Source organism: Nonomuraea sp. NPDC004702, from assembly GCF_053601695.1.
In genome coordinates this window covers 259333-280651 of the sequence record NZ_JBSGCE010000005.1, presented here as the reverse complement: position 1 = coordinate 280651, position 21319 = coordinate 259333, and the positions used below count along the sequence as shown (strand labels likewise).

Annotated in this window: 25 protein-coding genes and 1 tRNA gene; 16 read left to right on the top strand and 10 right to left on the bottom strand. The window is 72.0% G+C overall.

Features of this window, described 5'->3' with window-relative positions:
- Positions 1-8 precede the first annotated feature (8 nt).
- The 3 genes from ACWEJ6_RS09930 (at position 9) to ACWEJ6_RS09920 (ending at position 3653) form a co-directional block, all read left to right on the top strand.
- On the top strand, positions 9-1292 hold the full coding sequence (locus ACWEJ6_RS09930; RefSeq protein WP_452422757.1) for a glutamate-5-semialdehyde dehydrogenase: 1284 nt from the start codon (positions 9-11) through the stop codon (positions 1290-1292).
- 50 nt (positions 1293-1342) lie between these two features.
- Positions 1343-1519, top strand: coding sequence for a hypothetical protein (locus ACWEJ6_RS09925; RefSeq protein WP_352325645.1), 177 nt, complete (start codon positions 1343-1345; stop codon positions 1517-1519).
- 91 nt (positions 1520-1610) lie between these two features.
- The gene (locus tag ACWEJ6_RS09920) at positions 1611-3653 is read left to right on the top strand and encodes a protein kinase domain-containing protein (protein ID WP_452422755.1); all 2043 of its coding nucleotides are present in this window, start codon (positions 1611-1613) and stop codon (positions 3651-3653) included.
- Between the two features lie 21 nt (positions 3654-3674).
- Here ACWEJ6_RS09920 and ACWEJ6_RS09915 read toward each other — a convergent pair whose 3' ends face one another.
- Entirely contained in the window at positions 3675-4706 is a 1032-nt protein-coding gene (locus tag ACWEJ6_RS09915; protein ID WP_387663390.1) for a M48 family metallopeptidase, read from the bottom strand.
- Between the two features lie 87 nt (positions 4707-4793).
- On the opposite strand from ACWEJ6_RS09915, the gene nadD reads away from it, so the two are divergent.
- The 3 genes from nadD (at position 4794) to ACWEJ6_RS09900 (ending at position 6524) form a co-directional block, all read left to right on the top strand.
- Positions 4794-5411, top strand: coding sequence for a nicotinate-nucleotide adenylyltransferase (nadD, locus tag ACWEJ6_RS09910; protein ID WP_387663392.1), 618 nt, complete (start codon positions 4794-4796; stop codon positions 5409-5411).
- A gap of 91 nt (positions 5412-5502) precedes the next feature.
- Positions 5503-5898, top strand: a complete 396-nt coding sequence (gene rsfS, locus ACWEJ6_RS09905) for a ribosome silencing factor (RefSeq protein ID WP_125639389.1) — start codon at positions 5503-5505, stop codon at positions 5896-5898.
- Positions 5895-6524: a histidine phosphatase family protein gene (locus ACWEJ6_RS09900; protein WP_358283976.1), complete on the top strand. Its 630-nt coding sequence runs from the start codon at positions 5895-5897 to the stop codon at positions 6522-6524. The genes rsfS and ACWEJ6_RS09900 overlap by 4 nt, the downstream gene beginning before the upstream one ends.
- Before the next feature lie 9 nt (positions 6525-6533).
- On the opposite strand, the gene ACWEJ6_RS09895 is transcribed toward ACWEJ6_RS09900, so the two are convergent.
- Positions 6534-7721, bottom strand: a complete 1188-nt coding sequence (locus ACWEJ6_RS09895; protein WP_452422751.1) for an FAD-dependent monooxygenase — start codon at positions 7719-7721, stop codon at positions 6534-6536.
- A 155-nt stretch (positions 7722-7876) separates the two neighbouring features.
- On the opposite strand from ACWEJ6_RS09895, the gene ACWEJ6_RS09890 reads away from it, so the two are divergent.
- Both ACWEJ6_RS09890 and ACWEJ6_RS09885 read left to right on the top strand, forming a co-directional pair.
- A complete protein-coding gene (locus ACWEJ6_RS09890; protein WP_452422749.1) occupies positions 7877-8788 on the top strand; it encodes a TetR/AcrR family transcriptional regulator C-terminal domain-containing protein in 912 nt (303 codons plus the stop codon).
- 66 nt (positions 8789-8854) lie between these two features.
- Positions 8855-8927, top strand: a tRNA-Ala gene (locus ACWEJ6_RS09885).
- A gap of 44 nt (positions 8928-8971) precedes the next feature.
- Here ACWEJ6_RS09885 and ACWEJ6_RS09880 read toward each other — a convergent pair.
- Together ACWEJ6_RS09880 and ACWEJ6_RS09875 are read right to left on the bottom strand one after the other, a co-directional pair.
- Complete coding sequence (locus tag ACWEJ6_RS09880; protein WP_452422748.1) at positions 8972-9454, bottom strand: hemerythrin domain-containing protein; 483 nt, start codon at positions 9452-9454, stop codon at positions 8972-8974.
- 176 nt (positions 9455-9630) lie between these two features.
- Positions 9631-10602 carry a helix-turn-helix transcriptional regulator gene (locus tag ACWEJ6_RS09875; RefSeq protein ID WP_452422746.1) on the bottom strand — a complete coding sequence of 324 codons (972 nt, stop codon included), beginning with the start codon at positions 10600-10602 and terminating at the stop codon, positions 9631-9633.
- Positions 10603-10648: 46 nt separating this feature from the next.
- On the opposite strand from ACWEJ6_RS09875, the gene ACWEJ6_RS09870 reads away from it, so the two are divergent.
- Entirely contained in the window at positions 10649-11104 is a 456-nt protein-coding gene (locus ACWEJ6_RS09870; protein WP_452422744.1) for a hypothetical protein, read from the top strand.
- 21 nt (positions 11105-11125) lie between these two features.
- On the opposite strand, the gene ACWEJ6_RS09865 is transcribed toward ACWEJ6_RS09870, so the two are convergent.
- From ACWEJ6_RS09865 to ACWEJ6_RS09850, 4 genes are all read right to left on the bottom strand, one after another.
- A complete protein-coding gene (locus ACWEJ6_RS09865) occupies positions 11126-11395 on the bottom strand; it encodes a hypothetical protein (protein WP_358283989.1) in 270 nt (89 codons plus the stop codon).
- 84 nt (positions 11396-11479) lie between these two features.
- Positions 11480-11983 carry a hypothetical protein gene (locus ACWEJ6_RS09860; RefSeq protein ID WP_387663405.1) on the bottom strand — a complete coding sequence of 168 codons (504 nt, stop codon included), beginning with the start codon at positions 11981-11983 and terminating at the stop codon, positions 11480-11482.
- A 36-nt stretch (positions 11984-12019) separates the two neighbouring features.
- On the bottom strand, positions 12020-13816 hold the full coding sequence (gene nhaA, locus ACWEJ6_RS09855) for a Na+/H+ antiporter NhaA (RefSeq protein WP_452422742.1): 1797 nt from the start codon (positions 13814-13816) through the stop codon (positions 12020-12022).
- An 88-nt stretch (positions 13817-13904) separates the two neighbouring features.
- Entirely contained in the window at positions 13905-15275 is a 1371-nt protein-coding gene (locus ACWEJ6_RS09850) for a Dyp-type peroxidase (protein WP_452422740.1), read from the bottom strand.
- Positions 15276-15415: 140 nt separating this feature from the next.
- Here ACWEJ6_RS09850 and ACWEJ6_RS09845 point away from each other — a divergent pair, with 140 nt between their 5' ends.
- Both ACWEJ6_RS09845 and ACWEJ6_RS09840 read left to right on the top strand, forming a co-directional pair.
- Positions 15416-16015, top strand: coding sequence for a TetR/AcrR family transcriptional regulator (locus ACWEJ6_RS09845; RefSeq protein WP_397163118.1), 600 nt, complete (start codon positions 15416-15418; stop codon positions 16013-16015).
- Between the two features lie 41 nt (positions 16016-16056).
- Positions 16057-16437 (top strand): hypothetical protein, encoded by a 381-nt coding sequence (locus tag ACWEJ6_RS09840; protein WP_358284001.1) that lies wholly within the window; start codon positions 16057-16059, stop codon positions 16435-16437.
- Here the strand turns inward: ACWEJ6_RS09840 and ACWEJ6_RS09835 are convergent.
- A complete protein-coding gene (locus tag ACWEJ6_RS09835) occupies positions 16413-16907 on the bottom strand; it encodes a DUF523 domain-containing protein (protein ID WP_358284004.1) in 495 nt (164 codons plus the stop codon). The genes ACWEJ6_RS09840 and ACWEJ6_RS09835 overlap by 25 nt on opposite strands.
- Positions 16908-16986: 79 nt before the next feature.
- Here ACWEJ6_RS09835 and ACWEJ6_RS09830 point away from each other — a divergent pair, with 79 nt between their 5' ends.
- The 5 genes from ACWEJ6_RS09830 (at position 16987) to ACWEJ6_RS09810 (ending at position 20553) form a co-directional block, all read left to right on the top strand.
- Positions 16987-17349, top strand: a complete 363-nt coding sequence (locus ACWEJ6_RS09830) for a hypothetical protein (protein ID WP_358284006.1) — start codon at positions 16987-16989, stop codon at positions 17347-17349.
- A complete protein-coding gene (locus ACWEJ6_RS09825) occupies positions 17346-17723 on the top strand; it encodes a hypothetical protein (protein WP_452422736.1) in 378 nt (125 codons plus the stop codon). The genes ACWEJ6_RS09830 and ACWEJ6_RS09825 overlap by 4 nt, the downstream gene beginning before the upstream one ends.
- 31 nt (positions 17724-17754) lie before the next feature.
- On the top strand, positions 17755-18372 hold the full coding sequence (locus ACWEJ6_RS09820; protein ID WP_357984730.1) for an SRPBCC family protein: 618 nt from the start codon (positions 17755-17757) through the stop codon (positions 18370-18372).
- A 181-nt stretch (positions 18373-18553) separates the two neighbouring features.
- Positions 18554-19735, top strand: a complete 1182-nt coding sequence (locus ACWEJ6_RS09815; RefSeq protein ID WP_452422734.1) for a CynX/NimT family MFS transporter — start codon at positions 18554-18556, stop codon at positions 19733-19735.
- Positions 19732-20553: a metal-dependent hydrolase gene (locus ACWEJ6_RS09810; RefSeq protein ID WP_452422732.1), complete on the top strand. Its 822-nt coding sequence runs from the start codon at positions 19732-19734 to the stop codon at positions 20551-20553. The genes ACWEJ6_RS09815 and ACWEJ6_RS09810 overlap by 4 nt, the downstream gene beginning before the upstream one ends.
- Positions 20554-20578: 25 nt before the next feature.
- Here the strand turns inward: ACWEJ6_RS09810 and ACWEJ6_RS09805 are convergent, their stop codons facing one another.
- On the bottom strand, positions 20579-21319 hold the full coding sequence (locus ACWEJ6_RS09805; protein ID WP_452422730.1) for a dienelactone hydrolase family protein: 741 nt from the start codon (positions 21317-21319) through the stop codon (positions 20579-20581).

The window sequence follows — 21319 nt, the reverse complement described above, 5'->3', positions numbered from 1 at the left end:
AGCACGCGATGTCCGAGGAGTTCCTGAAGGTCGCCCGCGCGGCACGAGAGGCCGCCGCCGAGCTGGCCCCGCTGCCGCGGGCGCCCAAGGACCGGGCGTTGCGGGTGATCGCCGACGCCCTGGTCGCGCACGCGGCCGAGATCGTCGAGGCCAACGCCGAAGACGTCGAGCGGGCGCGGTCCCAGGGCACGTCCGAGGCGATGATCGACCGGTTGCGGCTCGACGAGGCCAGGATCGAGGCCATCGCCGAGGCCGTGCGGCAGGTGGCCGACCTGCCCGACCCGGTCGGCGAGGTCGTCCGGGGCAGCACACTGCCCAACGGGCTGGAGCTGCGGCAGCTCAGGGTGCCGCTGGGCGTGATCGGCATCATCTACGAGGGGCGTCCCAACGTCACGGTCGACGCCGCCGCGCTCTGCCTCAAGAGCGGCAACGCGGTGCTGCTCAGAGGCTCGTCGAGCGCCTACTCGTCCAACACGGCGCTGGTGCGGATCATGCAGGAGGCGCTCGCGGGCACGCAGGTGCCCGCCGGGGCGGTGCAGCTGGTGCCCGGTACGACGCGGGAGTCGGTCAAGGAGCTGATGCGCGCCCGCGGGCTGGTCGACGTGCTGATCCCGCGCGGCGGGGCGGCGCTGATCAACTCGGTGGTCGAGGAGTCCACGGTCCCGGTGATCGAGACCGGCGTCGGCAACTGCCACGTCTACGTCGACGCGGAGGCCGATCTCGACCTGGCCGTGCAGATCCTGGTCAACTCCAAGGCGCAGCGTCCGTCGGTGTGCAACGCGGCCGAGACGTTCCTCGTCCACGAGGGGGTCGCCGACGCGTTCGTGCCGAGGGCGCTGCGGGCGCTGGCCGAGGCGGGGGTGACCGTCCACGGCGACGAGCGCATCGCCGGTTACGGCGAGGTCGTGCCGGTCACCGACGACGACTTCGCCACCGAATACCTGTCGCTCGACATCGCCGCCGCGGTCGTCGGCTCGCTGGAGGAGGCCGTGGCCCACATCCGGCGCTACGGCTCCGGGCACACCGACGCGATCGTCACCCGGTCGCAGCCGGCCGCCCGCCGCTTCGTCTCGCTCGTGGACTCCGCGGCCGTGGCGGTGAACGCCTCGACCAGGTTCACCGACGGCGGCGAGTTCGGGTTCGGCGCGGAGATCGGCATCTCCACGCAGAAGCTGCACGCGCGTGGCCCGATGGGCCTGCCGGAGCTGACCTCCACCAAGTGGATCTACACGGGAGAAGGGCATCTGCGCACGTCAGAAGGCACTGTGGTGCCCGGACCGGCTTGCGGTTAGTCGGCGTGTCGGGCTGACCGGCGGCCCGCGGCCTCGGTTGACTGGGTGTCATGGAAATTGTCGTCGCCCTTGTCTTCTCGGCCGCGGTGCTGTTCGGCGCCGACCGTCTGCTGCTCTGGCTGGAGAGCCGCGGTCACGTCAACTGGCGCAGGAAGGGCCGCAAGCCCCTGGCCGAGGAACCCACGGCCGAGCTCGACAGCATGCTCTCCGACCGTTCACCCCGATAAAGGTTCAACGGCTCCGGCGCGCCGCGGGCGTCAACTGTCGTCCCAGCGCTAGGGTTGTGTCCCTTATGGGCGCGCCGGGCGGGGAGGGACGGTGAGCAAGCTCGGCAAGGTCGGGCCGTACAGCCTGGTCGAGCGGCTCGGCCGAGGCGGCATGGGCGAGGTCTACCTCGCCACCACCCGCCGTGGCGAGCAGGTCGCACTCAAGGTCCTCCACGACCTGGCCGAGGACGAGATGTCCCGGGTCAGGCTGGAGCGCGAGGTGCGCGCGCTGCGCAGGGTCGAGAGCCCCTACGTGGCCAAGGTGCTCGACGCCGACCTGAGCTGTGCCCGGCCCTACCTGGTCATGGAGCACATCGAGGGCGTCACGCTGCTGGAGCGCGTACGCCAGAGCGGGCCGCTCGACCTGGGCCAGCTCGTGCACATGGCGCAGGGCATCGCCGCGGCGCTGGCCATCATCCACGCGGCCGGGGTCGTGCACCGCGACCTGAAGCCGGGCAACATCATCATGGGCACCGAGGGGCCGGTCCTCATCGACTTCGGCATCGCGCAGGTGCTCGACGCGACCCGGCTCACCATGACGGGCACGTTCCTCGGCACGCCCGGCTACACCGCGCCGGAGATCTTCGCCGACGAGCAGGTCGACTCGCCCGCCGACGTGCACGCCTGGGCCGCGACGGTGGCGTTCGCGGCGACCGGGCGGCCCACGTTCGGGCGCGGCACGGCCGAGGCGCAGATGTACGCGGTGCTGAACGGGCAGGCCGACCTCAAGGGCGTGCCGGTGGCGCTGCTGCCGCTGGTGCGGGCGGCGCTCAACCGGGAGCCCGGCAAGCGCCCCACCGCGGCGTTGCTGGCCGACCGGCTCTCCCGGCTGGCCAAGGCCACCAACGGGCCCGACGGCGACGCGCCCGCGGCCGCCGAGGAGGCGTCCAGGGGCGAGAGCGCACGAAGCCGGGCGAACGGCACGACGGCCGAGGTGCCCGCGCCCCGCGGCCGGGCCGGCACGGAGGGCAAGACGCCCGTGCCCCGCGGCCGGGCCGGCACGGAGGGCAAGACGCCCGTGCCGCGCGGCCGTACGGGCACCGACGGGAAGACGCCGGTGCCGCGCACGCGTACCGGCGGGGACGGGAAGACGCCCGTACCCAGGAACCGGACGGAACCGCCCACGGCGCGCAACCGGACGGAACCGCCCGCCGCGCGGAGCCGGGCCGACGGCGCGGCCTCGGCCGCGCGCCCCAGGCCGGGCACGGACGGACCGGCCTCCGCCCCCCGCCCCCGGCCGGGAACGGAGAGCACCCGCGCCAGGACCGGCACGGAGGGCACCCGCCCCAGGGCCGGCACGGAGGGGACACGTCCCCGCACCGGCACGGAGGGCACGCGCACCCGCACCGGCACGGACGGCACGCGGGCCAGGACCGGCGCCGACGGGACCCGGGTCAGGGCCGACGGCGCGGTTCCGCCGCCGCGGGGCAGGACGAACACCGACGGCAAGGCCGCCACGCCTCGCACCAGGACCGGCGCCGACCCCAAGACGGGCCCGCGCGCGCGGGCGACGGCGGCCGTGCGGAGCAGGTCACAGGACGGCCGGCGGACCAGGCTCAGGGGCGAGGCGCCGACCACGCTGCCCGCGGGCAACACGGCTCTGCTGCTGCTCGCGGTGCTGGCGGTGCCGTGCGTGGTGACGTCGGTGATCTGGCCGATCGCCTCGATCGCCATCACGACGGCGTTCGTGGTGCTGACCAGGACGCTCTGGATGAGTCATTGGCTGGTCAGGAAGCGCAGCGCGCGTCGCATGCGGATCGCGCTGCGCGTGTTGCTGTTCCCGTTCGCGCTGACCGGGGCGGCGGCGACCGCCGTGGTGTGGCCGGGAGTGCCCGTCGCGGTGGCGTCGGGCGGTGCGCTCTGGGTGACCGGTGGCGGTCAGATCGACTCCGACTGGTGGCAGCAGCCGGCGCCCGTGACGGTCGCGGCGGTGGTGTTCGGCATGTTGTGCGGCGGTATCACCGGGCGCGAGATCGAGCGGATCGGCGGCAAGCTGCCGGAGTTGCGCAGGGAAGGGCTGCGCGCACTGGCCGTGCTGGGCGGGTTCGTCGCCCTGTGCGCGGCCGCCGTGCGCGCGATCGCCCTCCTGCTGTAGGCGGCGAGGACGGCCGGCCGGTCAGCCCTGGCCGCCGTCGCGGCGCGAGAAGCGGTTGAAGATGCGCTCGCCCGCGTTCACCGCCCCTTCGGCCACGTCGCGCAGCACGCCGATGAAGGGGTCCTGCGACTGGGACCAGGAGGCGCGGTAGGACTCGGCCGCCGCCTTGATCTCGTCGGTGACGCGGGCGTTGGCGTCGTCCTCCCTGCGGGGGTAGTCGCCGCCGATGATGCGGTCGTACTCGCCGCTGCGCTGCCACTTGTCGAGCTCGGCGACGCGCACCACGGCGAACGGGTGGGTGGTGCCGAGCAGGTTGAGCACCTTGAGGAAGCCGTCGCGCAGGTCGCCCGCGGTGTCGTACTCCTGGTACTGCTCCAGGAACGCCTCGATGTTCATCTCGTGGGTGTAGGCGCCGCCGGCGAGCTTCATCAGCGCGCGCTTGGCCGACTCGGGGTTCTGGGCGGTCAGCAGGCCGCCGCGGTCGGAGGAGAGCTCCGACTTGCGGTACCACTCCTCCAGGCCCGCGACGATCGCGCGCAACCCGATGTAGCCGAGCGGGATCCAGGCGACGCGCGTGGCGAGGCGGGTGAGGATGTCGAGCATCGTCCGGTAGACCGCGTGACCCGACAGGATGTGCGAGGTCTCGTGGCCGATGACGAAGCGCTGCTCCTCCTCGTCCATGAGGTTGAGCAGGCCGGTGGTGACGACGATGAACGGGTCGTCGAAGCCGATGGCCTTGGCCTGGACGTGCGGGTCCTGCTGGACGTAGATCTCCGGGATGCGGTGCAGGTCGAGGATGTAGGCCGCGTCGCGCCCCATGTCGTACAGGGAGCGGAACTGGGTCTCGCTGACGCGCACGGACGACGCCAGGTACATCAGGCGAAGGCGGCGCTCACTCACAAGACCGGACATCTGCTTGAGAACCGTGTCGAACCCACTCAACTTACGCAGAGCGACCAGGGCGGACCGGTCTGCGGGGTGTTCGTAGGCTCGGGACGAGATGCCGGGCAGTTGGACGCGGTTGCGGTCCGGGGTGGTCGTCATGCCCGGCATGCTACGTCCGCAACGGATGTGATGCGCGAACATCACCAAGGGGGGTGCCGTCATGTTCGGGTACCGCGTCCGCGTAGGGTCCGACTCATGATGAACGCGCCTGGGATCCAGGGGAAGCGGCGGGTGGGTGTGATGGGCGGGACCTTCGATCCCATCCACCACGGCCACCTGGTCGCAGCAAGCGAGGTCGCCCATCACTTCGACCTCGACGAGGTCGTGTTCGTGCCGACCGGGCGGCCGTACCAGAAGTCCGGACGCGAGGTGTCGGCGCCCGAGGACCGCTATCTGATGACGGTCATCGCCACGGCCTCCAACCCCCGCTTCTCCGTGAGCAGGGTGGACATCGACCGCCCCGGCCCCACCTTCACCATCGACACGCTGCGGGACATCTCCAACGTCTACGGCCCGCAGGTGGACCTGTACTTCATCACCGGCGCCGACGCGCTCGGCGCGATCCTGGGCTGGCAGGACGCCGACGAGCTGTTCGAGCTGGCGCACTTCGTGGGCTGCACCCGTCCCGGGCACACGTTGCACGACCCCGGGCTGCCCGAGGGCAGGGTGACCCTGCTGGAGATCCCCGCGCTGGCCATCTCGTCGTCGGAGTGCCGTCAGCGGGTGGCCAAGGGGGAGCCGATCTGGTATCTGGTGCCGGACGGAATCGTGCAGTACATCAACAAACGAGGGTTGTATCACGGGGAAGGCTGAAGCTCTCCGCGCCGTGGGTGAGGGGTTTCGGCCTGGAAGGGTACCCTCGGTATATGGGCATGCTGCCGACACAGGAGGACAGACCCGCATCGTGACCGCATCCGACAGATCCGTTCAGCTCGTCCAGATCGCCGCCGAGGCCGCGGCCGACAAGCTGGCCGATGACATCCTCGCCTACGACGTGAGCGAGCAGCTCGTCATCACCGACGCCTTCCTGCTCTGCTCCGCCACGAACGACCGCCAGGTCCGCGCCATCGTCGACGAGATCGAAGACCGGCTGCGCACCGAGGCCGACGCCAAGCCCGTGCGCCGCGAGGGCGAGCGCGAGGGCCGCTGGGTGCTGCTCGACTACATCGACATCGTCGTGCACGTCCAGCATGAGGAAGACCGCACGTTCTACGCCCTTGAGCGCCTGTGGAAGGACTGCCCGGCCATCGGCCTGCCGGAGAGCGTCATGCTCGCCAACATGCAGCGGGCCCGCAGTTGAGCAGGCGGATCGTCTGCCTCCGCCACGGACAGACCCTGTGGAACGTGGAGCACCGCTTCCAGGGCCACTCCGACATCCCGCTCGACGAGACCGGCGTCGCGCAGGCGGCCAGGGCCGCCTCGCTGCTGGCCTCGCTGCGGCCCACCCTCATCGTCTCCTCCGACCTCCAGCGCGCCCATGACACGGCCCTGGCGCTCGGCAGGCTCGTGGGGCTCGACGTGACCGTCGACAAGGACTTCCGCGAACGCGGCGGCGGCCAGTGGGAGGGGCTGACGCGCGACGAGATCGCCGCGCGCTGGCCCGAGGAGTACATCGCCTGGGAGGCCCCCGACGGCGAGCCCGTCTCGGAGGTCGCGACCCGGGTGGCCGCCTCCATGCGCAAGTGGGCGGCCAAGCTCGACGACGACGGGCTCCTGGTCGTCGCCTCGCACGGCGCCGCGCTGCGGCTCGGCATCTGCGAGCTGCTCGGCCTGCCCGAGGAGCTGTGGCCGGCGCTGGGCGGGCTGGGCAACTGCTCCTGGTCGGTGCTGCAGGAGGGCCGTCAGGGCTGGCGGCTGCTCGAACACAACGCGGGCACCCTGCCCGAGCCCATCAGCAGCGACGACCGCCCTGACGCGGAGGCGTAGCCGACCGGCTCAGGCCGGCTGCGCGGGGCGGCGAGCGCCCTGCCGGGGATGGTCCGGCAGCGTGACGGCGCTCGCGGCCTTGTCCGTCATCCGCTTGACCATGCCCTTGCCCGGCAGGTACGGCAGCATGCGCATCATCTGGTTCCGCATGCGGATCCGCGCCCGCGTGCCCGGCACGAGGTATTTGTCGGCCCCCTCGGCCTGCTTCTGGCACACCTCGACGTACGGCCTCATCCGCCGCTCGTAGGCGTCGAAGGCGGCACTGTGGTCGCCGGGGGCCGCGGCCAGCTCGGCGGCCAGCACGTACGCGCCGATCATGCCGAGCCCCGTGCCCATGCCGCCGGGGCCGGGGGCGTACCCGGCGTCGCCGACCAGCGCCACCCGGCCGGAGGACCACCGGGGCAGGACGACCTGGGCGGCCTGCCAGAAGTAGAAGTCCTCGGCCCTGTCCATGGCCGCCAGCAGGGACGGGACCTGCCAGCCCACTCCCCGGAACGCCCGCGCCACCAGGGCCCGCTGCGCCGCCTGATCGCGGTGGCCGACGTCGAGCGGGGGCGTGGCGAAGTCGAGCGACGCCCTGGTCCGGCCGTTCGTCCTGACGATGGTGGCGCAGCGGCCCGGTACGTTGTGCATGAGGCCGTCGTGGTCCAGCCCGTACGTGCCGGGGATGGAGAAGACGGCCCCGTAGAAGCCGAGATGGCGCAGGGGAGTGGCCGGGAAGGCCAGCTCGCGTACCTTGCTGCGGATGCCGTCCGCGCCGACGACCAGGTCGAACGTGCGGGGCGCGGCCTGTTCGAAGGTCACGTGCACGCCGTCGGGGCGCTCGGTCAGGGAGGTGATCGAGTCGCCGAGGAGCCGTTCGGCGGGGGCGGCCTCGTTCAGGATGCGGGTCAGGTCGCCGCGCAGGATCTCCACGTCGCCGCTGAACACCTCCGACGGCAGCCTGGCCAGCCGTCTGCCGTCGCCGTCGACGATGGCGATGTCGCCCATGCCGGTCTGGGCCGCCCTGATGGCGTCCAGCACTTCCATGCGCTGCAGGACCTCCAGCTGCGGGGCGCCGCGGAAGTCGACGGCCTGGCCGCCGGTGCGCAGGGCGGGGGCGCGTTCGACGACGGTCGGCCGGAACCCGAGGCGGGCCAGCCAGTGGGCGAGCGTGGGCCCGGCGACGCCGCCGCCGGAGATGAGGACGGTCTGCACGGATGCCTCCCTGGGTAGTGCGCCATGTACGTTGTACGCGTACCGTAGGTTCGGGTTTTCCAGCAGGCAAGAGGGTCGCCCGGCGCACTAGTGCGGTGAGAAGGTGCCGCCGGGTGCGCCGAGCCTGGTGCACTAGTGCTGCGGAAGGGGTGGCCGTGGATCGGCCCGTGTATCTGCGGATCGTGGCGGAGTTGCGCGACCGCATCGCCGCCGGCGAGCTGGCGCCGGGGGACAAGGTGCCCTCGACCCGCCAGATCATCCGCGAGTGGGGCGTGGCGATGGCCACCGCGACCAGGGCCCTCGGCAGGTTGCGCGAGGAGGGGCTCACGCGGGCCGTGCCGGGGGTCGGGACCGTCGTCGCCGGGCCCGTGCGGCGACCGGCGCAGGACCTCACCGCTCGGCGCGTCGTGCGCGAGGCGATCAGGGTCGCCGACCGGGAGGGGCTGGCCGCCGTGTCGATGCGCCGCCTGGCCGCCGAGGTCGACGCCTCGGCCATGTCCCTGTACCGGCACGTCGCGGGCAAGGACGAGCTGGTCCGGCTCATGATCGACGCGGTCTACGGCGAGGAGCCGCCCGCCGGGCAGCCGCCGCGCGACTGGCGGGCCCGGCTGGAGCTGGAGCTCCGGCAGCTGTGGCGGGTGCACCTGCGGCATCCGTGGCTGGCGCAGGCGGTCTCGCTGACCCGGCCGCAGCTCGTGCCCAACGGCATGGCGTCCACCGAACGGCTGCTGCGGGCCCTGGACGGGCTCGGCCTCGACGCCGGCACCATGCTGCACGCCGTCGTGTCCCTGGTGAACTTCGTCCGGGGCGCCGCCGTGGCCCTGGAGGCGGAGCTGCAGGCGCGTACCGAGACCGGGGTGACCGAGGACGACTGGCTGAGTGAGCACGAAGGGGAGATGGCGGAGTTGCTCGCCTCCGGCGCCTTCCCGACTCTGGCGAAGGTGGTCACGGATCCCGGGGTGGATCTGGACCTGGACTCCGTCTTCGAGTTCGGGCTCCGCGGGCAGCTCGACGGGCTCGCCGTGCTGGTGGCACGGGCGCAGCGGGGACGGCGGCCGGGCGATTAGGCGAAAGGGCGCGGATGGCTATATGCTCTCGGAGCGCCGCAACGGGTGATCCCGCAGCGGTGACCAGGGGCTATGGCGCAGTTGGTAGCGCGCCTCCATGGCATGGAGGAGGTCTGGGGTTCGAATCCCCATAGCTCCACACAGATTGTTTCCCTGGTCCGGGCAGTCAGGCTCGGCCGCGCGTCAGTCCAGGAACGCCGGAGCGCTCCACGTCGTGGCGGGCAGGGCGTTGAGGGCCGCGACGATCCGCTTCTCCTCGTAGACGAAGTGCGATTCCAGCAGGGCCGACAGGCCGTCCAGCTCGGTGCGCACGTCACGGGTGGCGGGCGCGTCGGCGGTCAGCAGGGTTTCCAGGTCGCGCAGGATGGCGGCCACCTGCTCGTGGTCCCGGCGCAGTTCCTCAAGGACGGGGCGCAGTTCGGGGAACTCGGCGGCGAGCACCGGGAAGGCCGTGGCGTCCTCGCCGGTGTGGTGGGTGATGATCGCCGAGCAGAAGGTCAGGCAGTGCGTGCGCAGGTCGCGCAGGGAACCGCCGCGGCCGGCGGTGTCGCGCAGCCTGGCCAGCTCTTCGCGGAGCCGGAGATGCACGTCGATCAGTTGGTTGCCGAAGGCCGCCAGACGGCGGGCCGGCTCGGGGAAGTCGTTCATGGTCGTGTCCGATGTCACGGCGCCTCCATGCCCGCGGCGGTCTCCTGGCCGGGTGCACTGCGACGCTGATCTGGGATCAGATCATGCTTTTCGCGGCGAATCAACTCGGCGGGCCGAGCCCCGAAGAGGCCCGGCCCTGGAACGGGGTGCGTGTTCCAGGCGTTGGCGGTGTAGGAGACGCGGCAACCTTTCGGTCAGGCGTAGCGCCGGGCCAGCTCCGCCGCCGCCGCGCCCAGGGCCTCGCGCAGCGCGGGCGGGGACAGCACCTCGACGTCGGTCCCGAGCCGCAGGAACTCGCCGAGCGCGTGGTCGTGCGACTCGATCGGCAGGGTGACCCGCGTCCAGCCCTCGGCGTCCGGCGGCTCGGCGGTCTCCCGGGCGGCCGCCGCGACGCCGGGCGTCATGAGGTCGGGCAGGCGTTCCAGGCCGCGCGGCGACAGCCGCACCACCGCCTCGCCGCGCCGCAGCCTGGCCTCGAACTCGGCCAGGTAGTCCTGCCAGTACGCCGCCAGGGAGAAGTCCTCCGGCCTGGCGAACGTCTCGGGGAGGGCGTGCAGGTCGAGGATCTGGGAGACGCGGTAGGTGCGCACATGCTCGCCGCAGCGCGCCACCAGGTACCAGCGGCCCGCCTTGACCACCAGCCCGTACGGCTCCAGCCGCCGTTCCACCTCCTGCGGCGCCTTCCACCGCCGGTAGGTGACCTGGACGGCCCGCTCGTTCCACACGGCGTCGGCCACGGCCGGCAGGTACGTGACCGGCTCGGCGTCCCGGTACCAGGAGGGCGCGTCGAGATGGAACCGCTCCTGGATGCGGCCCGCGCGGTCGCGCAGCTCGACAGGCAGCGCGGCCATCAGCTTGAGCTGGGCGGCGGTCACCACCGCGCCGAGGCCCAGCTCGGCCGCCGGCCCCGGCAGCCCGGCCAGGAACAACGACTCGGCCTCGTCGGTGGTCAGCCCGGTGAGGCGGGTGCGGTAGCCGGCCAGGAGCTGGTAGCCGCCGTTGGGCCCGGCGTCGCCGTAGAGCGGGATGCCGGCGGCGTGCAGGGACTCCATGTCGCGGTAGATGGTGCGGACGGAGACCTCCAGGCGCTCGGCGAGGTCGTGGGCCGTCATGCGGCCGCGCGTCTGCAACAGCAGCAGGATCGAGACCAGGCGGGAGGCGCGCACGGACACTGACACTACATGTCAGTGACCCGGCCGTACGTTCGCCCGCATGGACGACTTCGACTTCCTCGCCGGCACCTGGGACGTGGTGAACCGCAGGCTCCTCAAGCCGCTGGCCGGCAGCGACGAATGGGACGAGTTTCCCGGCCGCTCGGTCGCGACCCGGCACTTCGACGGCGCGGCCAGCTTCGACGAGATCGCCTTCCCCACCAAGGGCCGGCACGGGATGACCGTGCGCGTCTACAACCCCGCCACCCGGCAGTGGTCGATCTACTGGGCCAGCAGCGCGACCGGCACGCTGGACACCCGGCCCATGGTGGGCGCGTTCACCGGGAACCGGGGCGAGTTCTACGGCGAGGAGACCCACGAGGGCCGGCCGGTGCGCTGCCGGTTCGTCTGGACCGTCGTCGACGAGCACCGGGCCAGGTGGGAGCAGGCCTTCTCGGCGGACGACGGCCAGACCTGGGAGACCAACTGGACGATGGACTTCACCCGGGCGTCCTGACCGAGGGGCTTCGTCCGGGCCTCAGGACGCCTGGCCGCGCACCCACAGGACCGTGGCCACGGCCACCACCGCGACCAGCAGCAGGAGCCCGCCCACCAGGACCACCCACCGCCAGGCCGACTTCGGCGGCGGCGGGGGCTCGTACAGGGGGACGTCGGGGAGCATGTCGGGGGTGTAGGGCAGGCTCTGCGTGTACGGCGCTTCCGGGGGGCCCTGGGGAGGGTGCTCCGGGTGCGGGACGCGATGTCGGACGGTCTGGTTCGGGTCCGGCTCCTGCGGCTCTCGCTTCATGATCCCCTCAGACGCGGCTCTGGAGGTGGGTTTCATCGACATTGTCATACTTGCCGGTGAAACGCGGTCCAGACGTCGGAAGGCTCAGTAACCGCTCTGATCGCCGCCGTGCGGCGGCTGCGGCGGCTGCCAGCCACCCTGGGGACCACCCTGGGGACCACCCTGGGGGCCGCCCTGGGGGCCGGGCTGCTGGTAGGGCTGCTGCTGGTAGGGCTGGTGGTACGGCTGCGGGGGCTGCTGCCAGCCGGGGCCCTGCGGCCGCTCCTGCTGGGGGGCGGCGCGGCGCGCGACGACGGCCCAGATCAGCAGCCCGATGCCGGCCAGGTGGAACAGCGAGGAGATGAGGTAGGCGAACGGCAGGACGGCCATCATGCTGGAGCCGTACGACTCGATCAGCGTCTGGGTCAGGATGCTCAGCACGAGGTTGATCAGCGTGCCGATCAGCAGCAGGCCGCAGCCCGACATGCCGAGGGTGGCCGCGCGGCCCACGTGCCGTCTGTTCATCCCGATCAGGACGATGCCCACCACCAGCAGCAGGGCGGTGATGAGAGTGGGGAGCAGGTTCGTGAGCATGTTGAGGAAACTCATGGGGCGACTCCAGCCAGAAGGGGGACTCGGGCGACGTTACGGGGATCCGCGCAGTTCTTCCACCGCACGGCTGATCGACTGCAGGTCGAGACCGCCCTTGTGCCGGCGGCCGTTCAGGAACAGGGTGGGGGTGCCGCGTACGCCGCTCTCCTTGCCCGACGCCTCGTCGAGCGCGATGCGGGAGGCGTGCCCGGCCACGTCCGCCCAGGGGTCGACGTCGAGCTCGGCGGCGTAGTGTTCGAGGTCGGCGTCGGTGAGGAAACGCTGGTTGTCGTAGAGGATGTCGTGCATCTCCCAGAACCGGCCGCGGTCGGCGGCGGCCTCGGAGACGATGGCGGCGGACGCGGCCCGGGGGTGCAGCGTCCGGATCGGGAAGTGCCGGAAGACCAGCCGGACGTCGGGGTTCCGGCGCAGGATCTCGTCCAGGACGGGGTGGAGACGGCCGCAGTAGGGGCACTCGAAGTCGCCGTACTCGACGATGGTCACCTTGGCGGTCGACGGACCCCGTACGTGGTCGTCGGGGCCGACCGGCACCGACAGCACGTCGGGCAGCTCCTCGTCGGGCTCGGCCTCGGGCGGCGCGCAGACGCCGCCCCGGTCCCAGGCCAGCCGGAAGACCACCCAGCCCAGCGCGGCGGACAACAACGACCCGGCCAGGATGCCGATCTTGGCCTGGCTCTGGATCGCCGGGTCGTCGAAGGCCAGGTCGACGATGAACAGCGCCACCGTGAACCCGATGCCGGACACCGCCGCGCCGCCCAGCAGCTGCCCCCACACCAGGTTCCCCGGCAGGATGCCCCAGCCGAACCGCAGCGGCAGCCACGTGCCGAGCGAGATCCCGGCGAACTTCCCGAGCAGCAGCCCCAGCGCGATGCCGAGGGAGATCGGCGAGGTCAGCGCCGCCCGCAGGGTCTCGCCGTCGAGCCGCACCCCGGCGTTGGCCAGGGCGAACACCGGCACGATCACGTAGCTGCTCCAGGGGTGCAGGCGGAGCTGGAGCCGTTCGTTGACCGAGACGGCGCGCTGCACGCGCCGCGAGGCCTCCCTGGCCGCCCGCGCGCTCGGCTCGGTGGTGAACTCCTGGACGGCCTCGCCCGCCAGCAGCAGCTTCTGGTCGCTGGGGGCGTAGACGAACACCAGGACGCCGAGCGCGATGCCCACGAGCGTCGGGTGGATGCCGCTCTCCAGCGTCGCGACCCACAAGCCGAACCCGAGGGCGATGTAGGCCGGCGCCCGCCAGATCTTCAGCCAGCGCAGCAGCACGATCGCCGCCAGCAGCACGACGGCCACGACGAGCGCGGTGAGCTGGAGGCTGGCCGTGTAGAAGATCGCGATGATCATGATGGCCAGCACGTCGTCCACGATGGCCAGCGTCAGCAGGAACGCCCGCAGCGGGTCGGGACAGCGCGCGCCGACGACGGCCAGCACGCCCAGCACGAACGCGGTGTCCGTGGCGATCGGCACACCCCACCCGCCCGCGCCGGGGCCGCCGAGGTTGAGCGCGAGGTAGACGGCGGCGGGCACCAGCATCCCGCCGAGCGCGGCCACGGCCGGGACGGCGATCAGCCGCCGGTCCCTGAGCTGCCCGAGCCGCACCTCGTAGGAGACCTCCAGGCCGATCAGGAAGAAGAACACGCTCATGAGGCCGTCGTTGACCCAGTGACGCAGGTCGAGGGAGAACACCGCGTCGCCGAACGAGATGCCCATGGGCAGGTGCCAGAACGACTCGTAGGTCCCGGCCCACGGCGAGTTGGCCCAGACCATGGCCAGGGCGGTGGCCACGAGCAGCACGCTCGTGCTGCCCGCCTCGGTCTTGAAGAACGCCCGCAACATCGTCAGATCTCCCCCCGGAGATCCGATCTTAGAACCCGCCCCGAAGGCGGCCGGGCCCGGCGGGGGTGTTCCCCGCCGGGCCCGGATGTCACAGGTTGCGGAGATAGGCCAGGGACGGCGCGAAGAAGTACTCGCCGCCCTTCATCGTGATCGTCTGGGCGACCTGCGCCTGCGGGGCCGACGGCTCGGCCCGGCCCCACACCTTCGGCCAGCTCACCTTGGCCTCGCGGGCTCCCTGCCCGATGAGCGGGTCGTGGCCGGTCGCCGGGTTCTGGAAGTCCTCGTTGTTCGCCCAGCTCTGCTGGGTGAACTCGAACTGGGCGAGCAGGCTGCTGTTGAACGCCATGAACAGCAGGCCGACCTCGCCGCTCGGGCGGGCGCCGGGCGGGGAGTCGTCCCAGGGGTCGTCGGTGCGGTCGCCGTAGGTCTGGCCCCGGCGGGCCATGAGGACCTCACGGCCGAACGATCGCGGGTTCGTCTTCCTGATGTGCCCGCTGAAGGGGCACTTCGAGCCCGGGTCGTCGTCGAAGGTGAAGTCGTTGGCCACCGGGCCCCCGCCCGGCTTCTGCTTGAGCGTGACGGGCGTGCCGTCCTTGAAGCGGCCGACGAGCAGGGCGCCCGCGCGGTCCCGGTCGGCGCCGAGCAGGCCGAGGGCGTCGGCCAGGTCCTGCTCGATCTCCTTGAACGCCCGTACGTTCTGCTCCAGCTTCCTGAAGACCAGGTAGCTGCCGAAATGCCGCTCCGGGTGCGGTGCGAAGGGGTCGGCGACCAGGATGTTGGAGAGCGGGAAGGCGGGGTCCCAGTGCTCCTTCGGCTCCTTGTCCACCTCGTCCCGCACGAACAGCGGCTGGCTGCGGCCGTCCACGTACCCGAAGTGCTCGATGCCGTCGCCGGCGGGGTTGCGCATGCCGTGGCCGGTCTCCTCGCCGAGCAGCCGCGCGCTTGCGGGCAGCTCGCCCAGGATCTCCTCGCGCAGCTCCTCGACCCGGTCCTGGCGGGCGTCGCCGATGAGGATGACGGCGTGGATCTCCCGCTGGTAGGCGGGCTCCCACTCCGTCACCGGCGGGTCGTCCAGCTCGGCGCCGCGCCGCTTCATGCCGTCGCGGAACGCCTTGTCGCCGAACCTGCGCACGTCCTCGACCGAGTGGCCGAGGTCGCGGTAGCCGGCCTTGCTGATGCCGATGCCGACGTACGGCGTGCCGCGCCGGCCGTTCGCGCCGAACTCGCGCACCTCCTCAAGGTGCCGGCGCGCCGACTTCATCTTCGTGACGGCGATGTGCCGCAGGAACGCCTTTCCCGCGGCGACGTCGTTGAACCTGACGAACAGCACGGACAGGTGCTCGCGCACGTGCGCGCGGAGAATGTTGGGCTGGAGATTGTCCAGCATCTCCTTGGTGTCCGCGTCGAGCTTGGCCGAATCCCAGGCCAGGGGTTGTGCGTTGTTCAGGTCGACAGCCATTGTCGCCGAATCCTTTCCCCGTTTCGAAATGAATCGGGCCCCCTGCATCTGTACGACTCCCGGGAATGCGAGAAAGTTTCCACTTGATCAGGTCAGTTCGATTTCCTGATCAAACCCGGCGGACCGTACATAATGACCGGATGAAGAACCGGGGCTGGGGACGTTCCAGCGGCACCCGCGACACGCTGCTGCGCGCGGCCCGCGAGGTCTTCCTGGCCAAGGGATACGCCGAGGCCACCGTCGCCGACATCGTCGAGACGTCGGGCATCAGCGTCGGCAGCCTGTACCACCATTTCGGCGGCAAGCCGGGTCTGTTCCTCGCCCTGTGGGAGCAGTTCATGCGCGAACAGGAGGAACGCACCTCCCGCGCGGCCAAGGCCACCGCCGGCGCCGGCGAGGAACGGTTCCTGGCCGGCGCCCGCGCCTATCTGGAGGGCTCGTGGGAGCAGCGCGACGTGGCCAGGCTGTTCCTGGAGAACGACGGCCCGGCCGAGTTCACGACCCTGCGCAGGCAGCGCGGCTGGGAGTGGATCGGCGGCAACAAGCGGCTGCTCGGCCTGGCGGACACGCCGGAGGGCAACGTGCTGGTGGTGCTGCTGACCACGGTGATGGGCGAGGCCGGGCGCGAGGTGGCGGCCTGCGAGTCCGACGGGGACGCCCAGGTGACCATCGACGAGGTGATCCGGATCGTCCGCCGCATGCTGGCTACGACGGGCGGCGTACCGCGGCCTTCTCCCTGAGGACGATTCCGCCGGGCCCCCGCGATGCGAGCGTGTAGCCCATGGACGCACTGCGCAAAGCCCTCGGCGTGCTCTCCCTGGCCTACGCGCTGATCTTCGCCGGGGCCGCGCTGCTGCACTCGGGCGTCACGGTCGGCCCGCTGTCCCAGCCGGTCGTGCCGCCCGCGGTGGTCGTGGAGACGTTGTGCGCCCTCGGCCTGCTCGCCGGCGGCCACGGCGCGCTGACCCGCCGCCGATGGGCCTGGGACGGCCTGGTCCACACCCACGCGGGGGCGCTGGGCGGCGTGCTGATCGGCATCCTGGCGCTGGCCCTGCACCCGTCGGCGGCCACGGCGCTGAGCACCTGGTTCCACGACACGATGGCGGTGCTGCTGGCCGCCGGGCTGGCCGGGGCCTTCTACGCCTCCAGATCGCGCAGGTGATCGGCCGCCTCGGGCAGCTGGTCCTCGGTGAACACGCGGACGCCGTGCGCTTCGAGCAGGGCGGTGGTCACCCCCTGGCCGGGCACCCGCCGGCCGCCGAACGTTCCGTCATGGATCGCCAGCGCGCCGCACGAGGGGCTGCCCTCCTTGAGCACGGCCAGCCGGACCCCGGCCGAACGGGCGGCCTCAAGCGCGGCCCGCGCCCCCGCCACGAACTCGGCCGTCACGTCGGAGCCGTCGCTCGCCAGCACGCGGGCGTCGCCGGAGAGCACCGCCGCCCCGCCCGCGCCGCCCTCGATCTCGGCCGCCGGGCGCGGAACGGGCAGCCCGCCCGCCACCTCGGGGCAGAAGACCACCAGCCGCCCCTCCGCCCGCCAGCCCGCGAGCAGGGCGTCGGCGCTGGTCTTCGCGCCGCCGTCGTAGCGGACCCGGCGGCCCATCAGGCAGGCGCTGACGAGGATTCTCTGCACGTCCCCGATCCTATGAGCGCGATCGGCACCAGCGGGACGGCGGCGAGGGCGACCCGCACGGGCGCTAACCTGTGTCGCGATGAACACCACCGTCGCCACGATCGTCATCGTCGGCTCACTGCTGCTCATGCTGGCGAGCCTGGTCGTCGCCGTCCGCGACCGGCCCATGGGCATGGTCCTGCTGGTCGGCTTCGCCGTGCTGGAGGTGGCGATCCTGGTGCAGGCCGGGTTCGTGATCGCGGCGGTGAGCGGCGGCGAGGGGCCGCCGGAGAAGGCCACGCTGTTCGGGTACATCGGCGGTCAGGTGCTCATCCCGCCTGCCGGGGTGTTCCTCGCGCTGGCCGAGCGCAGCCGGTGGGGCACGGCGATCCTGGTCGTGGCCGGGTTCGCGATCGCGGTGATGAACGCGCGGCTGCTGCAGATCTGGCAGGGCGTGGCGTGAGCGCCCCGATCGGCACCGGCCCCGGGCGCGCGCTGGTCGCCGTCTACGGGCTGTTCTCGCTGGCGGCCGGGGCGCGGGCGGCGGTGCAGATCGCCACCAGGTTCGGCGAGGCGCCGCTGGCCTACGCGCTGTCGGCGTTCGCCGCGCTGGTCTACGTCGTGCTCACCGTCGCCCTCGTGCGCGGCGCCCGTCGTCTCGCGCTCGGCGCGCTCGTCATCGAGCTGGCCGGGGTGCTGCTGATCGGCACCGCGAGCGTGGCCGACCCGGCGGCCTTCCCCGACGCCACGGTGTGGTCGTCGTACGGCAAGGGTTACCTGTTCATCCCGCTCGTGCTGCCCTTCATGGGGCTCTACTGGCTGCTGCGCAGGCGTTAACGCCGGGCGTGCGCGGGCAGGGACAGACCCCATGAGCACGATCGAGCACTCAGTAGACGTCAACGTCCCGATCCGCGTGGCCTACAACCAGTGGACCCAGTTCGAGAGCTTCCCCGAGTTCATGGAGGGCGTGGAGTCCGTCAAGCAGATCTCCGACACGCTCACCGAGTGGGTGGTCGAGATCGCCGGGGTCCGCCGCGAGTTCCAGGCCGAGATCACCGAGCAGCACCCCGACGAGCGCGTCGCCTGGCGCGGCACGGACTCGCCGCACCACGCGGGCGTCGTCACCTTCCACCGCATCGACGCCGACACCACCAAGGTCACCCTCCAGATGGAGTACGACCCGGAGGGCGTCGTCGAGACCGTCGGCGACGCGCTGCAGATCGTCCGGCTGCGCATCAGGAACGACATGGAGCGGTTCAAGTCGTTCATCGAGTCGCGCGGCGGCGAGACGGGCGGCTGGCGCGGCGACGTCCCCGGCGCCCACCAGCACCAGCACGAGCACGGCTCCACCTACGGCGACAGCGGCGCGCCGGTCCCGCCCGGCACCGTCGGCGGCGGCGACTACCCGCCGAGCGGCACCCTGCCGCCCCCCGGCCCCGTTCCCCCGCGCAACCAGCCCCCGGAGGGCCCGAGCCCGGTCCTGTAGGACGGGATCTCCCCCGAGAATCTCAGCCCCCGCCCCGGGGGCTTTCTCATGTCCAGGAATAAAGGGACATTTCGGTCCTGTTAAGGTGGTGATTCGTCCCATGATTTGATGAGTGGAGGACCTGACCAGCATGAGCGTGCTAGCCCAAGAGGCCCGTGGCAGAACAGGCAGAACCGCCCCCTTGGCCTGGCTTCTCGTGCTGGGCATCGTTCTGGCGGCGCTGAACCTGCGTACGGCCGTCACCAGCGTCGGGCCGCTGCTCGACCAGCTCGCCGGGGCGCTCGGCATGAGCAGCGTCGGCACCGGCCTGCTCACCACGCTGCCCGTGCTGGCCTTCGCCGGCGTCGGCGCGGTCACCCCCACCCTGGCCCGCCGGATCGGCGAGCACCGGCTGCTGCTGCTCGCGCTGGTCACCCTCGGCTCGGGCATGCTGGTCAGGTCGCTGGTCGGGTCGGCCCCGGTGTTCCTGCTGAGCAGCGCGGTCGCGCTGTCCGGCGGCGCCGTCGGCAACGTGCTCATCCCGACGCTGATCAAGCGTCACTTCCCCGCGCGTACCGGGATCATGACCACCGTCTACACCACGGCCCTGGCGGCGGGCACCATGCTGGCCGCCGCCGCGACCGTGCCGATCGAGCGCGCGTCGGGGGACTGGCACATCGCGCTCGGCGTGTGGGCGGCCCTGGCCGCCGTGGCCGCCATTCCGTGGCTTGCGCTGCTGCGCAGTGAGCCGGAGCGGGACACGGGCAGCCGGGACGCGGGCATCTCGACCCTGCTCAGGAGCAGACTCGCCTGGATGGTGGCGATCTACTTCGGCACCCAGTCGATGATCGCCTACATCATGTTCGGATGGCTGGCCACGATCCTGACCGACGGGGGATACACCTCCTCGCAGGCCGGGATCATGCTCGGCGTGTTCACCGCCCTGAACATCCCGGTCTCGATCCTCGTGCCGACGATCGCCGCGCGCTTCCGCGACCAGCGGCCGGTCGTCGTGGGGCTGGTCGTGTTCTACACGATCGGCTTCCTCGGGCTGTGGTTCGCGCCCTCCTCGACCGCCATGGTCTGGGTGGTGTTCGTGGCGGTCGGCATGGGGTCGTTCCCGCTGGCGCTGGTGATGCTGGGGCTGCGCACCCGTACGCCGGAGAGCACGGCCGCGCTGTCGGCCTTCGGGCAGAGCGCCGGATATCTCATCGCCGGCGCCGGCCCGCTGCTGGTCGGGGTGATCTACCAGATGACCGGCGGCTGGTCGCTGACGTACGTGCTGATCTTCGGCGTGATCGCCGTCCAGCTCCTCACCGGCCTGTACGCCGGCCGTGACCGCTATCTGGAGGACGAGCGCCGCCCTGCCACAATGACCAGGTGAGATCCACTGTCGTCACCTTCCCCAACGGCCGGGTCAGCGGCCGTTCCCCGATTGTCGGGGCCGTGCCGGTGGGGGACCGGCACGGCCTCGTCACCGCCGAGACGCCGTTCCATCCCCTCGACCACACCTGGCCCGACCAGCCCGCAGACCGGGGGACGATCGGCGAGCTGCCGGTCCTCGACTGCGTGACAGGGGCCCAGTCGAACGACGGTGAGATCTTCGTCGGCGAGTCCATCCCGGTCCGGCGGGGCGCCGAGGGCTGGGAGTGGCTGGTCGTCCACGTCACCGACACCCCGCTGCCCGTCGGCGCCGAGGTGGACCTGGAGGTGGACGCCGGACACCGGGCGGCGCTCTCGGCCGGCCACACCGCCTGCCACCTGGCCGCGCTGGCGCTCAACGCGGCGCTGGCGGACAGGTGGCGCAAGGAGGTGCGGCTGGACCGGCTCGGCCACCCCGACTTCGACCAGACGGCGATCACCTCCTCGCGCATCGTGCCGCACGGCAGCGTGGACGAATACCGCCTCGGCAAGTCGCTGCGCAAGAAGGGCTTCTCCGCCGACGACCTGGACCTGACCGAGCTGGCCAGGCGGGTGAACGAGCAGCTCGGCACATGGGTGGCGGCCCGGGCGCCGGTCCGGCTCGACGTGCCGGGGCCCGGTCTGACCGCGTTGCGCACCTGGCACTGCTCGCTGCCCGAGGGCGAGGCGTCGATCCCGTGCGGCGGCACGCACGTGCGCGACACGGCCGAGCTCGGCACGGTCGAGGTCGCGTTCACCCTGGAGGAAGCCGCCCTCACGATGCGCACCACCTGCGGCTAGCGGGCCCTTAACGCAGGGGCCCGTGTCAGGCTCTCGCTGCCAGGAAGGCGAGGACCCGGCGCCAGGCGTCCGCGCAGATCGCCTCGTGCTCGCCGTGGGCCTCGTCGAAGAAGCCGTGCGGGGCGTCCGGGTAGACGACGATCTCGTGCTCCACCCCGGCCCCGGTCAGCGCGGCCCCGAACTCGGCCACCTGCTCGGCCGGGATGCCCTCGTCGGCCCCGCCGAACAGACCGAGGATCGGCGCGCCCAGCTCGGCGGCGTGCTGGGTGGGGCCGGGGCCGTACGGGCCGGCGATCCCCGGCGCGCCGTAGAACCCGATCACGCCGGCGAACCCGAACCTGGGCGCCGAGGCGAAGAACGCGTTCCTGCCGCCCATGCAGAAGCCGAGCGCCACGGCCGGACGTCCCAGGCGCTCGGTCGCGGCCTGGAGGTCGGCCTGGATGTTCTCCCTGGTCAGCTTGGGGATGTGCGCCATGACCTGGAACGACTCGCCCCGGTCGTCGTCGGTGGCGGTCCTGCCGTAGTAGTCGAGGGCGAGCGCCGGATGGCCCTGCTCGGCCAGCCGTACGGTGAGCTCCTTGTAGAAGCCGTGCAGGCCGCGGACGTCGGGGAGGATCACGACGCCGGGGCCGCTCACCCGGTCGGGACGGGACTCGTAGGCGGCGAACGACGTGCCGTCGGCGGAGGTCAGGCGGAGGTCGGCGGAGCGGGTGCCGGTGATCGGCGGTTGCGGGCGCGGTGGTGCGGCGTCGTTGTCGTAGCACAT

What these genes read in the sequence shown, in the direction of transcription:
- ACWEJ6_RS09925 (WP_352325645.1), top strand. Translation starts at nt 1,343, where the DNA reads ATGGAAATTGTCGTCGCCCTTGTCTTCTCGGCCGCGGTGCTGTTCGGC.
- nadD (WP_387663392.1), top strand. Translation starts at nt 4,794, where the DNA reads ATGATGAACGCGCCTGGGATCCAGGGGAAGCGGCGGGTGGGTGTGATG.
- ACWEJ6_RS09930 (WP_452422757.1), top strand. Translation starts at nt 9, where the DNA reads ATGTCCGAGGAGTTCCTGAAGGTCGCCCGCGCGGCACGAGAGGCCGCC.
- nhaA (WP_452422742.1), bottom strand. Translation starts at nt 13,816, where the DNA reads ATGTTGCGGGCGTTCTTCAAGACCGAGGCGGGCAGCACGAGCGTGCTG.
- ACWEJ6_RS09830 (WP_358284006.1), top strand. Translation starts at nt 16,987, where the DNA reads ATGAACACCACCGTCGCCACGATCGTCATCGTCGGCTCACTGCTGCTC.
- ACWEJ6_RS09870 (WP_452422744.1), top strand. Translation starts at nt 10,649, where the DNA reads ATGGACGACTTCGACTTCCTCGCCGGCACCTGGGACGTGGTGAACCGC.
- ACWEJ6_RS09845 (WP_397163118.1), top strand. Translation starts at nt 15,416, where the DNA reads ATGAAGAACCGGGGCTGGGGACGTTCCAGCGGCACCCGCGACACGCTG.
- ACWEJ6_RS09915 (WP_387663390.1), bottom strand. Translation starts at nt 4,706, where the DNA reads ATGCCGGGCATGACGACCACCCCGGACCGCAACCGCGTCCAACTGCCC.
- ACWEJ6_RS09860 (WP_387663405.1), bottom strand. Translation starts at nt 11,983, where the DNA reads ATGAGTTTCCTCAACATGCTCACGAACCTGCTCCCCACTCTCATCACC.
- ACWEJ6_RS09840 (WP_358284001.1), top strand. Translation starts at nt 16,057, where the DNA reads ATGGACGCACTGCGCAAAGCCCTCGGCGTGCTCTCCCTGGCCTACGCG.
- ACWEJ6_RS09850 (WP_452422740.1), bottom strand. Translation starts at nt 15,275, where the DNA reads ATGGCTGTCGACCTGAACAACGCACAACCCCTGGCCTGGGATTCGGCC.
- ACWEJ6_RS09820 (WP_357984730.1), top strand. Translation starts at nt 17,755, where the DNA reads ATGAGCACGATCGAGCACTCAGTAGACGTCAACGTCCCGATCCGCGTG.
- ACWEJ6_RS09865 (WP_358283989.1), bottom strand. Translation starts at nt 11,395, where the DNA reads ATGAAGCGAGAGCCGCAGGAGCCGGACCCGAACCAGACCGTCCGACAT.
- ACWEJ6_RS09805 (WP_452422730.1), bottom strand. Translation starts at nt 21,319, where the DNA reads ATGTGCTACGACAACGACGCCGCACCACCGCGCCCGCAACCGCCGATC.